The 12,514-nt window shown below is 71.1% G+C and carries 12 protein-coding genes; 3 read left to right on the top strand and 9 right to left on the bottom strand.

Translation table 11 applies throughout. The annotated features are described in order from the left end of the window. Positions 1-40 precede the first annotated feature (40 nt). Positions 41-541: a cobalamin B12-binding domain-containing protein gene (locus tag ACF09J_RS12705; RefSeq protein WP_392305398.1), complete on the top strand. Its 501-nt coding sequence runs from the start codon at positions 41-43 to the stop codon at positions 539-541. Then, a complete protein-coding gene (locus ACF09J_RS12710; RefSeq protein ID WP_392305399.1) occupies positions 538-1,857 on the top strand; it encodes a methylaspartate mutase in 1,320 nt (439 codons plus the stop codon). Before ACF09J_RS12705 ends, ACF09J_RS12710 begins: the two co-directional genes overlap by 4 nt. Positions 1,858-1,958: 101 nt before the next feature. Here ACF09J_RS12710 and ACF09J_RS12715 read toward each other — a convergent pair whose 3' ends face one another. From ACF09J_RS12715 to ACF09J_RS12740, 6 genes are all read right to left on the bottom strand, one after another. Next, on the bottom strand, positions 1,959-2,426 hold the full coding sequence (locus tag ACF09J_RS12715; RefSeq protein ID WP_392305400.1) for a flavin reductase family protein: 468 nt from the start codon (positions 2,424-2,426) through the stop codon (positions 1,959-1,961). A gap of 86 nt (positions 2,427-2,512) precedes the next feature. Continuing rightward, a complete protein-coding gene (locus ACF09J_RS12720) occupies positions 2,513-3,583 on the bottom strand; it encodes a MupA/Atu3671 family FMN-dependent luciferase-like monooxygenase (protein WP_392305401.1) in 1,071 nt (356 codons plus the stop codon). A 176-nt stretch (positions 3,584-3,759) separates the two neighbouring features. Continuing rightward, positions 3,760-4,554, bottom strand: a complete 795-nt coding sequence (locus ACF09J_RS12725; protein WP_392305402.1) for an ABC transporter permease — start codon at positions 4,552-4,554, stop codon at positions 3,760-3,762. A 15-nt stretch (positions 4,555-4,569) separates the two neighbouring features. Next, on the bottom strand, positions 4,570-5,721 hold the full coding sequence (locus ACF09J_RS12730; protein ID WP_392305403.1) for a methyltransferase: 1,152 nt from the start codon (positions 5,719-5,721) through the stop codon (positions 4,570-4,572). A 46-nt stretch (positions 5,722-5,767) separates the two neighbouring features. Then, positions 5,768-6,556 (bottom strand): ABC transporter permease, encoded by a 789-nt coding sequence (locus ACF09J_RS12735; RefSeq protein WP_392305404.1) that lies wholly within the window; start codon positions 6,554-6,556, stop codon positions 5,768-5,770. Continuing rightward, positions 6,553-7,527, bottom strand: coding sequence for an ATP-binding cassette domain-containing protein (locus ACF09J_RS12740; protein WP_392305405.1), 975 nt, complete (start codon positions 7,525-7,527; stop codon positions 6,553-6,555). The genes ACF09J_RS12735 and ACF09J_RS12740 overlap by 4 nt, the downstream gene beginning before the upstream one ends. 309 nt (positions 7,528-7,836) lie before the next feature. On the opposite strand from ACF09J_RS12740, the gene ACF09J_RS12745 reads away from it, so the two are divergent. Beyond that, the gene (locus ACF09J_RS12745; RefSeq protein ID WP_392305406.1) at positions 7,837-8,370 is read left to right on the top strand and encodes a DUF3995 domain-containing protein; all 534 of its coding nucleotides are present in this window, start codon (positions 7,837-7,839) and stop codon (positions 8,368-8,370) included. Between the two features lie 20 nt (positions 8,371-8,390). Here the strand turns inward: ACF09J_RS12745 and ACF09J_RS12750 are convergent, their stop codons facing one another. From ACF09J_RS12750 to ACF09J_RS12760, 3 genes are all read right to left on the bottom strand, one after another. Further along, positions 8,391-9,179, bottom strand: coding sequence for a thioesterase II family protein (locus tag ACF09J_RS12750; protein WP_392305407.1), 789 nt, complete (start codon positions 9,177-9,179; stop codon positions 8,391-8,393). Next, complete coding sequence (locus tag ACF09J_RS12755; RefSeq protein ID WP_392305408.1) at positions 9,176-10,447, bottom strand: cytochrome P450; 1,272 nt, start codon at positions 10,445-10,447, stop codon at positions 9,176-9,178. The genes ACF09J_RS12750 and ACF09J_RS12755 overlap by 4 nt, the downstream gene beginning before the upstream one ends. 150 nt (positions 10,448-10,597) lie before the next feature. Continuing rightward, a partial coding sequence (locus tag ACF09J_RS12760) for a thioesterase domain-containing protein (protein ID WP_392305409.1) occupies positions 10,598-12,514 on the bottom strand: 1,917 nt, incomplete at its 5' end.

Below are 12,514 nucleotides of genomic sequence, written 5' to 3' on the forward strand. Positions count from 1 at the left end.
GCTCTCCACGACCACCTCGATCCCGGCACAAGGGAGAACCGTGGCACAGCGGGAAAACGCAATCGTCGGCGTGGGCACGCCCCCGGCCCACCGGGACCGGGGCACCGTGGTGGTGTCGGGCCTCGCAAGCGACGCGCACACGTGGAACCTGGTCTACCTCCAGCTCGTCATCGAGGAACTCGGCTACCACGTGATCAACCTCGGGCCCTGCGTGCCGGACGACGTGCTGGTCGCCGAATGCCGCCGGATCGATCCGGCGCTGATCGTCATCGGCAGCGTCAACGGGCATGGCTGCACCGACGGCCTGCGCGCGGTCACCAGGCTGCGCGCCTGCCCGGAACTGGCCGCCACGCCCATGGTGATCGGCGGCAAGCTCACGGTGTCCGACGAGAACGTCGGCCGCCACGCGCGGGCCCTGATGGCCGCGGGCTTCGACGCCGTCTTCCCCGACCAGGCCGCGGACGCGGCCGGCTTCACGGCGTTCGTCGCCTCGCTCCCGCCCGCCGCGCGGCCGGAGCTGACCGCGGGGAGACCCCGGTGACCGCCCTCGTACCCGACCGGCCCGCCCACACGGAGCCGGGCTTCGGCGCGTTCGTCCGTGCGCGGGCCCGCGCCGGTGCCCTCGTCGTGCAGCCGCGCATGGGCTTCGGCGATCCCGAGCGGATGCGGGCGGGGCTGGCCGCCACCAAGGCCGCGCGCGGGCACACCGTCGGCACACTGACCCTGGACAGCTACACCAGGGTCGGTGATCTGGCCGCGGTCGAGCACGCCCGGCGCGAGGGTCTGCCGCTCAACGGCTACCCGATCGTCAGCCACCCCGATGCCACGACCCGGGCGATGCTGGCCGGTGTCCGGGACGCCGGCTTCCCCGTGCAGGTGCGGCACGGATCCGCCCTGCCCCAGCACATCTTCCGCAAGCTGATCGCGCTGGGCCTGGACGCGACCGAGGGCGGCCCCGTGTCGTACTGCCTGCCCTACGGGCGTACCCCGCTGGCCGAGTCGGTCGCGGCCTGGCGGCAGTGCACGGAACTGTTCTCCCGGCTGCGCGACGGGGGCGCCGAACCGCACCTGGAGACCTTCGGCGGCTGCATGATGGGCCAACTGTGCCCGCCCAGCCAGCTGGTGGCGCTCAGCGTGCTGGAGGCGCTGTTCTTCCGCGCGTACGGCTGTCGCAGCATTTCGGTGAGCTACGCCCAGCAGACCCACGCCGGCCAGGACACCGAGGCGGTGTTCGCGCTGCGCCGGCTGTGCGCCGAGCTGCTGCCCGACGTGGACTGGCACGTGGTCGTCTACGCCTACATGGGGGCGTACCCGGTCACCGAGGCCGGCGCGTACCGGCTGCTCGGCGAGGCCGCTGGACTCGCCGTACGGACGGGCTCCGAGCGGCTCATCGTCAAGACCGTCGCCGAGTCGCGGCGGATCCCCACCGTCGCGGAGAACGTGGCCGCCCTGGAGTACGCGGCGCGGGCGGCCGGGACGGCCCGGCCGGCGCCCGCGCCCGCCGCGGACACGCAGACGTACGCGGAAGCGCTGGCGCTGGTCGAAGGGGTGCTGAACCTGCACTCCGACCTGGCTCGCGCGCTGCTGCTGGCGTTCGAACGCGGGTATCTGGACATCCCGTACTGCGTGCACCCGGACAACCGTGGCCACACCCGCAGCCGTCTGGACGACGAGGGCAGGCTGTGCTGGGCCCAGACCGGAGCGCTGCCGCTGGCTCGTCCGGTGCGCCCCGGTCGGCACCGCGAGGTGACCGCGGCAGGCCTGCTGGCGGACCTCTCCTACCTGCGCCGCAAGTACGACCGGGAGGCGCTGCACGACCGCGCCACCACGGAGGTACCGGCCGCCGGCCCGGCGTGACGGGCACGGGGACGCAGGGACGCACACATCACCCGCCCGCCCGCTTGCGGGCCGAGCCGTGCCGCCCCGGGCCGGCCGTGCAGCCCGACTGGGCGGGCCGCTCAGACCGGGTCCGGGGCCGGCTCCGGCCAGCCGGTGAAGCGGCGGTGGCCGTACAGGAGCGGGGTGCCATTGGTGCATTCAGTGGTGTAGACCTCGCCGAAGACGACGATGTGGTCGCCGACCGCCTTGGTGTCGGAGACCCGGCAGGCGGCGAAGGCGACGGTGTCGTCGGCGAGCCGGGGGAGGGCGGCGTCGCCGACCGGGTGCCATGGCACGTGTTCGAAGGGACTCAGGGAGGAGTCGGCGAACAGGCGGGCGATCCGGCTCGCACGGGCCCCGAGCAGGTTCACCCCGAAGAAGCCGTGGGCGCGCAGCGCGCCGAGCGTCCGGCTGGTCACCGTCAGGCAGACGGACAGGACCGGCGGATCCAGGCTGACGCTCGACAGGGAGGAGCAGGTCATTCCGCGCGGCCGGCCGTCCGCGTCGACCGTGGTCACGACGGATACACCGGTCGGGAAGGAACTCATGAAAGCGCGATACGCCCCGGCGCCGACCGGACCCGGCCCCGCGTCCATCCCCTCCGCCACGCCGCCCGGCGCCCCCGCGCGCACGGTCACCGAGCCTGCTCGCGTTCCCGCCACGCCTGCCTGAGCAGGTCGAGGTGGGTCAGCCCGGCCAGCACCTCGTCCGTCTCCACACCGAAGTCGATCAGGCAGGCGATCTCGTCCACGCCGATCTCGTACAGCCGCTCGCACATCCGCAGTCCGTCCTCGACGGTGCCGAACAGGCCGCTGGTCTCGAAGTAGCGGTCGAACGCCTGGCCGACCAGGAAGTCGATGTCGGCGGGGCTCATCTTGTTCAGGTCCAGTGCGACCGCGTCGGCGCCCGCGGCCTTGGCCGCGTGGATGACCAGGTCGAAGGAGCTGGCCAGATACTTGCTGAACGGCTCGCGGACCGTCTCCCTGACCTTCTCCCGGTCCGGGCCGACGAACGTGTGCAGCATGAGCGCGACATGTCCGTCGCCCTCGGTCTCGTCGTGGTGGTCGCGGAAGGCCTGCCGGTACTCGCCGATCCGCTTCTCCAGCACGTCGACGCCCTGGCCCAGCAGATGGGTCAGCACCCCGGCGCCCATCTCGCCCGCCTCGCGGAAGGTCTGCGGGTTGCCCGCGCTGGTCAGCCAGACCGGCAACTCCCGCTGCACCGGCGGCGGGAAGACCGTCACGTCGACGCTCTCGCCCGCGCCGTCGACGAACGTCGCCGGCTCCTGCCGCCAGAGGCTCCGGATCGCCCGCACCGAGTCGATCAGACCGGACCTGCGGGTCGGATATCCCTCCGGGCGCAGTACGAAGTCGGCGGCGTGCCAACCGGAGGCGAATGCGATGCCGACCCTTCCTTTGGACAGGTTGTCGACGATCGACCATTCCTCGGCGATACGCACCGGATGGTGCAGCGGGGCCACCACACTGCCGGCCCGCACCGCGACTTTCTCGGTCACCGCGGCCACCGCGGCGCCCGTCACCGCCGGATTCGGATAGAGGCCGCCGAACGCGTGGAAATGACGTTCAGGGGTCCACACCGACGCGAAGTCGTGGGTGTCGGCGAACTTGGCTCCCTCGATCAGCAGCCGGTATCTGTCGCCGACGTCCTCCTTGTCGTTCGCGAAGTAGAAAAGGCCGAAATCCATGGCGCCTCCAGCCATCAGCGCGTGCGGTGGGTGGCCGAGCGGAAAAACGGAGCGCAGCCCGGTCTGTCCGCCTGATACGCGCAGCCTAGTCAGGGGGAAAACACCCGCTACGGGTCAGTTCGAAAACTCTGTGGCCGGGTTTGAAAGGCGTCGTCGAGGACGGCCGCCGTTCGGCCTCACCGCGGCGGCCCGGCGCGGCCGTAGGCGCGCGCCGCCGCCGGAGCGGTCACGGCGATCACCAGCAGACAGAAGACGACGGCGAGCGGCGCGGCATGACGGTCCGGAAAACCGGCCCCGGCGGCCGTTCCCTCCGTGCCCAGCAGACCGCGCACCGTGCTGTTCACCGCGGTCACCGGGTTCCAGCCGACCACGTGGCGCAGCCAGCCGGGCAGGCCGTCCGGCGGCACGAACGCGTTGGACAGGAACGTCGCCGGCAGCAGGCACACCGGTACGACCGAGGTGACCGCCTCGGCGTTGCGGAAGGTGAGCCCGAGAAAGATCCCCAGGCACGCGCACCCCATGCCGAGCAGCAGTTCCAGGCCCACCGCGGCCAGCGCCGCCGCCGGCCGGACGCCGTCGGCCCAGCCGGCGACCCACGCGGCGGGCACCACACCGGCCATCGCCACCACCACGGGCAGCGAGTCCACCACGATCCGCCCGGACAGGATGGCCGCGCGGTCGACGGGAAGCGAGCGGAGCCGGTCGAACACGCCGTTCTGGAGGTCGTCGAGGACGCCCAGCGCTGAGAGCGCGACCGTCGAGACGGCGAGCGATGTGACCACGCCCGCCACCACGTACGCGCCGTACGGGCCGCCGCCGGGCACCCGCATGCTGCCGCCGAACAGGATCCCCAGGCCCACTACCATCGCGACCGGCATCACGGTGAAACCGATCAGCTTCTCCGGCAGGCGCAGCAGATGCCGCAGGTGCCGGCCGGCGATCGCCCGTGTGTCGCCGAGGAACTCCGCCATGTCGCCGCGGGCCGGTCAGGCGTGCCCGGCGAGCAGGATCCGGTGCATCGGGGTGTCGAGCACCGCGACCCGCCGCAGTCCGGCCGAGGCCAGCCACTGGTCGTAGTCGTCCAGCAGGAAGGCGTCACCGCCGCCGGTGGCCAGCATGGACGCGGCGAACAGCATCGCGAACCGGTCCTGGACCGACTTGGCGTCCTTCTCGTCGGTGACCAGGTGGTCGGCGATGCAGATCAGCCCGTCCCGCGACAGGGCCTCCTTGGACTTGCGCAGCAAATCCTGCGCCGACTCGGGGGTCTGGAGGTGGAAGATGTTGACGAAGACCAGCAGATCGTGGTCGGCGCCCCAGCTCTCGGTCCAGAAGTCGCGCACCTGGACGTCGAACCGGTCGGCGACGCCGAGCCGTTCGGCCTGCGCCGTGGCGATCGGGGCGATGCGCGGCGCCTCGAGACCGGTGGCCCGCCACTGGGGGAACGCCCGCAGCAGCAACTGGCTGTACAGGCCGGTGCCGCAGCCGATGTCCAGGACGGAGGCGGGCCGGCCGGTGGGCCACTCCAGCGTCTCGAAGCCGCCGCGCAGCGCCTCGACGATCGGCGGCGCCCAGAAGTTGATGCCGCGCACCAGGGACTCGTAGTTGTGCTCGCTGATCTGGTTGAGCTGGAGCCCGCCGGTCTCGTCGCGGTTGTCGCCGCGCACCGCATCCGCGAGGTTGCGCCAGGAGTGCCAGGCGAGCTGGCGGTCGTACTCGATCTTGCCGACCAGGCTGAACAGCCCGTCCGGCAGCAGGCATTCGCGCATCTCCTCCGGCATCCGGTAGACCGCGGGGCCGTCCTCGGCGGGGACGCGGTCGACGATGTCGTAGGCGTACAGGCCGTCCATCAGCACCCGCATCGCCCGCTCGTTGGCGGCGCAGGCCCGTGCGAGCTGCTCGCCGGTCTTCGGTCCGGTGCTCAACTCGGCGAACACACCGAGGTCGTGCGCGGCCTCGATGACGCCGGGCGCCCACAGTGAGATCAGGTGCTCGTAGACCCGGTGGGCGGAATGCACGACCCTGCCGGAGCCCCGCCAGTCGGGGAGCAGTGTGGTGTCCACGAGCGGGCGGACGTTGAGCTCCGGCGCGGGTCCGTCGCCCGCCTCGAAGTCGGCGGGTGTGGTGACACCAGGCGTCATCGCAGTGCTCCTTTGGGGGTAGGCGGCGCCTTGTCGGGCGAGCGGTTCAGCGGGCCGCCGCCGTCCGGTACCTGCGGGCGGCGAGCGGCATGGCCAGCGCGATCATCACCACGATGAGGACCACGGCGACGGGGATCGGGTGGACCGAGGGGAAGGAGGTGTCCCCGACGGAGGTGGGGTTGCCGAACAGCCGGCGCAGGGCCCCGACCACCGCCGACAGCGGGTTCCACACCGCGATGGCGCGCAGCCACTCGGGCAGCCCGCTCAGCGGGATGAACGCGCTGGACAGGAACGTGAGCGGCATCATGACCATGGACATCACCGCGCTGACCGCCTCGACGTTGCGCAGGGACAGTCCGAGCAGTGCGCCGAGCCAGGCGGCGCCCAGGCCGAGCAGCAGCAGGATGCCGAAAGCGGCCAGCATGCGCGGGGCGCCGGTGTGCACCCGCCAGCCGATCAGGGTGCCGACCGCGGCCATCACGACGATGGCGATGGTGGACAGCAGCAGGTCGGAGACGGTGCGCCCGATGAGCACGGCGTAGCGGGACATGGGAAGCGAGCGGAACCGGTCGACCAGGCCGTTGCGCAGGTCGTCGACCACGCCGACCGCGGTGGTCTGCAGGTTGGCCAGCATGACCTGGGCGAAGATGCCGGCCATGATGTACTCGCGGTAGTTGCCGCCCTCGACCTGCATGGCGCTGCCGAACAGGAACCCGAAGACGATCACGTACATCACCGGCATCAGCGTCACGCTCAGCAGCCGTTCCGGCACCCGGGAGAGGTGCCGCAGATGACGACCCGTCAGGGCGAGGCAGTCGCTCAGGAACTCGCTCATGTCGCCGCTCCTTCGGTCACGGGCCGTGTCGCGGGGCCGGTCAGGGACAGGAAGACCTCGTCCATCGAGGGACGGCTGAGCCGGAAGTCGGCCACCCGGATGCCTGCCTGGGTCAGTTCGGTGGCCACCGTGGCGATGCCGCCGACGCCCTCGGTCATCGGCACGGAGACCGTCCTCTTCTCCTCGTCCACGAGCGGTTCGTCGACGCCGAACCGGCTCAGCACCTTGGTGAGTGCGACGACGTCGTCCGCGGAGGCGGCCGTGACCCGCAGCCGGTCGTCCCCCACCCGGTCCTTCAACTCGTCGGGGGTGCCTTCGGCGACGACGCTGCCGTCCTTCAACACGGCTATGCGGTCGGCGAGCTGGTCGGCCTCTTCGAGGTACTGGGTGGTCAGCAGCACGGTGACGCCACGGCTCACCTGGGTGCGGATCACCTCCCACAGGGTCAGCCGGCTGGACAGGTCGAGACCGGTGGTCGGCTCGTCCAGGAACAGCACCGGCGGCTCGGCGATCAGGCTGGCGGCGAGGTCGAGCCTGCGCCGCATGCCGCCGGAGTAGGTCTTCACCGGCCGGTCGGCCGCGTCGGTCAGGTCGAGCCGTTCGAGCAGTTCGTCCGCCCTGGCCCGGGTGGCGGTCCGGCCGAGGTGGTAGAGGGTGCCGATCAGCCGCAGGTTCTCCCGGCCGGTCAACCGCTCGTCCACCGCCGCGTACTGCCCGGTCAGCCCGATGCGCCGGCGGACCTCCTTCGCCTGGCGGCGCACGTCGAATCCGGCCACGGCCGCCTCGCCGCCGTCCGCGGAGAGCAGGGTGGCCAGGATGCGCACGGTCGTGGTCTTCCCGGCGCCGTTGGGTCCGAGCAGCCCGAAAACCGTGCCGGCGGGGACCGACAGGTCGACACCGTTCAGCGCGTCCTTGACCTGCTTTCCACCGTAACGTTTGCTCAGTCCCTCGGCCCGAATCGCAATGTCCACGCATTCACCCCCATACGCTACGGGTTCACCGACCGCGACGGCTGCCGCATCGGCGCCGCCGACGCTAGCAGCGGCGTGGCCGGAACCGGCCCCCTCATCGAAAACTCCGATATGCACGGGGTTCGCGCCTTCGCGCCCGGTGATACCGTGCCCGCGGTGTGCTCAGGCTTCTAGGTGAGGATTTGAATGGTGCACGAAACATTAATTCCAGGCGAAAATGACGGGAATTCACCTGGCCGGGAGTCGGGCGCCGAACTGCCGCGCCGGCCGGTCTGGGTTCACCTGGCTTTCGTCTTCACGATTCTCTTCATGCTTCTCCACGTGTACTGGGCGGTGGGCGGCACCTGGGGACTGCCGCTCCTGGCGCGGCACGACAAGTCCGCGGTGCAGGCGGTCAACTGGGTGGTGAGCGCGATCATGCTGTTCGGCGCGCTCTTCGTCCTCGCGCTGAACCGCCGCACGGGGAGCCGGGTTCGCGCCTGGGTGCTGCTGGCGCCGATGTGGGTCGCGGCGGTGGTGTGCGTCTCCCACGCCTTCTACGGCTTCGCCACCAAGGCCCTGTACCTGAGCGGGCACCACGGCGCCGTCGACTTCCCGGTCGTGCCAGGGGTCGGCGCGGCGGAGGCGGCCGACGCGAACCATCTCTCCGCCGTGCAGGACCTCCTGGTCTTCGAGCCGTGCTTCCTGGTCCAGGGCGTGGTACTGGCCCTGGCCGCCGGGCAGTTCATCCGCACCCGGGGCGCGCGCCGCAGGTGGTGGACGTCGTTGGTCGTGGGCATCGTGGTGATCGACGTGTTCGGCGCCGTGCTCTCGCTGGCCGGCGCTCGCTTCGCGCTCTCCTGACCACCCCCGCGTCCGCCGGTTCAGCCGGCGGCGCGGGCGGCCTGGAGGTGGCCGGTGAGATGGCCGGCCAGGTCGCGGACGAGGGCCTCGGGGTCGTCCATCAGATAGAAGTGGCCACCGGGGTACACCCGGTGGTCGAAGCGGCCGGTGGCGCTCACCGCCGCCCACTCCCGCAGGCCCTCGACCGGCACCTGCTCGTCCTCGCTCCCCACGTACGCCGACACCGGGGTGGCCAGCGGCGTGACCGGGCGCGGAAGATACGTGCCGATCAACCGGAAGTCCGCCCGGATCGCGGGCAGTACCAGCTCCCGCAGGTCCGGGTCGTCGAGCACCGTGTCGGCGTCGGGATCGCCGAGCCTGCGCACCTCCTCCACGATCGCGTCGTCGCCGCGCAGGTGCACGTTCTTGGGCACCACCCGGTGCGGCGGCAACTGGCCGGAGACGAACAGCCGGCCGGGCGCCGAGCCGGTGCGCTGCTTCAGGCGCAGCGCCACCTCGTAGGCCACGGAGGCGCCCATGCTGTGCCCGAACAGCACGAGCCGCTCTCCAGCCCAGGCCTGCAGCACATCGGCGATCGGCGTGGTCAGCGCGCCCATCTCGTCGATGCACGGCTCCAGCAGCCGGTCCTGGCGGCCCGGGTAGCACACCCCGGTCACCTCGATGTCGTCCGGCAGCCACCGCGGCCAGTCACGGAACATGCTGGCCGCGCCGCCCGCGTGGGGGAAGCACACCAGCCGCAGACGGGGCCGGGCCACCTTGCGGTAGCAGCGCAGCCACTTCGACGGCCCCACCCCGGTGGACGGGTTCATCCGCGTGCTCCGTTCCCGCTGCCGTAGGCGGCCAGCGCCGCCTCGTCCGGCTCGAAACGCACCGGCAGACCGCACAGCCCGGTCAGGAAGTTGGAGTGGATCCGCTGCGGCTCCCCGGTGACCTCGAAGCCGGTGCTGTAGGTGCGCAGCGCGTCCAGCATCGCGTTCACCTCGACCCGGCCCAGAAAGGCGCCGAGGCAGAAGTGCGGGCCGTAGCCGAAGGTGATGTGTTTGTTCGGCGACCGGTTCAGATCGAAGACGTACGGGTCCGTGAAGACCTCCTCGTCCCGGTTGGCCGAGCTGTTCCACAGCGTGACGATGTCGCCCGCGGCGATCACCTGGCCGTGCAGCTCCACGTCGGTGACCGCGCGGCGGCCGAAGTGCATCGCCGGGGTCGCCCAGCGCAGCACCTCCTCGGTGGCCGACTCCAGTGTCACCTCGCGGTCGCGGAGCAACTGCCACTGGTCCGGGTGCTCCGTGAAGGTCCGCACCGCGTCGATCATCGAAAGGCGGCTGGTCTCGTCGCCGCCGAGGATCAGGCTGTAGCAGTTGAGGACGATGACCTCCTCGCTCAGCGGCTCGCCGTTCACGGTGCTGTTGGCGAGCACGCTGATCACGTCCTCGGTCGGCTTCGCCCGGCGCTCGGCGACCAGTTCGCTGAAGTAGAGCAGGATCTCGTTGCGGGCGAGCCAGGCCTCGGTCTCCGACTGGCCCTCCTCGTTCGAGCTGAGCGCGGACTTGTTGAGGTTGAGCAGGAACTCGCGGTCCGCGGTGGGCACTCCGAGCAGGTCGGAGATGGTGTTCATCGGGATGTGCTCGGCCACGTCGGTGGCGAAGTCGCACTCACCGCGCCGGACGGCCTCCACGACCAGGCGGGTGGTGTTCTGGCGGACCCGGTCGGAGATGGGCTTGAGGGCCTGCGGGGAGAAGGCCTTGAGCAGCACGTTGCGCAGGTTGCGGTGCGGGGCGCCGTCGGTGACGGCGAGCATCTTGCCCGCGGCGGAGTCGCCCCCGGCGAGCAGCGTGACCAGCACGTTGCCCCGCTCCGAGGTGAGCCGCTTGTTGTCCTTGTACAGCGCCATGACGTCCGCGTACCGGCTGATCACCCAGAAACCCGGCGCGTCGCCGGTGGGCGGGTGCCAGTGGAGCGGCCGCGTGGTGCGCAGCCGGCGCCAGTATTCACGGAGGTCGTTCTCCTCGAACGTTCTGGGATCGGTCAGATCGACCGTGGAGATGTCGTCCGGTGTCGACATCGTCTGCGCAGTCATGTTTCCACCATTCGTCGTGGGCTGCGAAAGGCTGGGAAAGAAAATGCGGCGGTGGTTCGACCGGGGGGGACATCCGGTTCAGGCCCGGGGAAAAGGGTTTCCTTTTCCCCGGGCCTGAACCGGTCGGTCGACATGGGCTACGGGTTCGGGCTACTTGCTTTCCCCGAGCTTCTCGGCGAGTACGCGGCCGATTTCCGCGGCGGGTTCAGCCTGCATCATATGGGCGTGACTACAGCGCACCACGCTGTATTCAATTTTTCCCGTCACGAACGGCCGCCAGCGTTCGGCCCGTTCGGCGAGTTCCGCGGCCGGCACCGTCTCGTCGGGCTCGGCAACGAGGACCAGCACGTCGCTGTCGAGCGGCTGCGGCTCGAAACCGCCGATGAGGGTGCGGCTGTTCGCGAACACCCGGGCCAGCGCGGCGATCGCGGACTCGTCGAGGTTGGCGAACACGCTCTGCCGCTCCCTCAGCACCTCGGCCACCATCGCGTACTCCAGCGGTTCGTCGCCCAGGCTGTCCATGTCGTGGCCGACGAAGTCCAGCATGATCCGCAGCGCGTCCTGCTGGTCGGGCAGGCGCTCCGGCTCCGGTTCGGAGCGGTCGATGGGGTACTGGTCGAGGTTGGCGAGCAGCCCGACCTCCTCGCCCGCGGCCCGCAACTGGGTGGCCATGGCGTGGACCACCAGGCTGCCCAGCGACCAGCCGAGCAGGTGGTACGGGCCGTTCGGCTGGACGCCGCGCACCTGGGCGACGTAGTCCGCCGCCATCTCCTCGATGCTGCCCGGCAGGGCCGCCGACGGATCGGCGAGGCCCCTGGCCTGGAGGCCGTAGAGCGGGCGGTCCGCACCGATGTGCTTCATCAGGCCGGAGTAGACCCAGCTCAGGCCACCCGCCGGATGCACGCAGAACAGGGGCGCCTTGTCGCCCGTGGTGCGCAGCGGCAGCAGCACGTCCAGGGTGTCCCCGTCGGTGTCGCCCGCGAGCCGGTCCGCCAGCTCCGCGACGGTGGGCGCCTCGAAGATGGTGCGGATGCTCAACCGCACGCCGAACGTGGCGCGGACCTTGGTGACCAGCCGCATCGACATGATGCTGTCGCCGCCGGCGTCGAAGAAGCTGTCGTGCACGCCGACCGTCTCCAGCCCGAGCACCTCGGCGAACAGGCCGCACAGGATCTCCTCCCGCGGAGTGCGCGGCCCCGTCCAGTCCGTGGGGCTGAAGTCGGGCGCGGGCAGGGCCTTGCGGTCGAGCTTGCCGTGGGCGGTGAGCGGCAGCGCGTCGAGCACGACGAACGCGGCGGGCATCATGTGGTCCGGCAGGCGAGAGGCCAGGGCCTCTCGCAGCCGGGGCACCTCGACCGTCGCACCGTCCGCCGGCACCACGTAGGCGACCAGGCTCTTCGCGCCCTCCTCGTTCTCGCGGACGACGACGACCGACTGACCCACGGTCTCGTCCAGGCCGAGTACGGTCTCGATCTCGCCGAGTTCGATGCGGAAGCCGCGGATCTTGACCTGTTCGTCGGCGCGTCCCACGAACTCCAGGGTGCCGTCGGGGGTCCAGCGGGCGATGTCGCCGGTGCGGTAGAGGCGTGCTCCGGGCGGGCCGTAGGGGTTGGCGAGGAAGCGTTCGGCGGTGAGGCCGGGGCGGTTGAGGTAGCCGCGTGCGAGTCCGTCGCCGGTGACGTACAGCTCACCGGTGACGCCGACCGGGACAGGACGGAGCCAGGCGTCCAGGACGAAGGCCCGGGTGTTGATCACCGGGGAGCCGATCGGCACGGCCCCGCCGGGGATCAGGGGCGTGCTCGTCGAGACGGCGACGGTGGCTTCGGTGGGGCCGTAGGCGTTGATCATGCGGCGGCCGGGTGCCCAGCGGGTGACGAGTTCGGGTGGGCAGGCGTCTCCGCCGACGATGAGGCCTTGGAAGTGGGTGAGTTGGGTGGCTGCTTCGGTGGGGACGCTGGCGAGTGCGGCCGGGGGGATGAGGGCGTGGGTGACCTGGTGGTCGCGCAGCACTTCGGCCAGGGTTTCGCCGACCAGGGGGCCGGGGGGTGGGACGACCATGGCGGCGCC

It is taken from the genome of Streptomyces sp. NPDC014889, assembly GCF_043081205.1.
GTDB lineage: Bacteria > Actinomycetota > Actinomycetes > Streptomycetales > Streptomycetaceae > Streptomyces.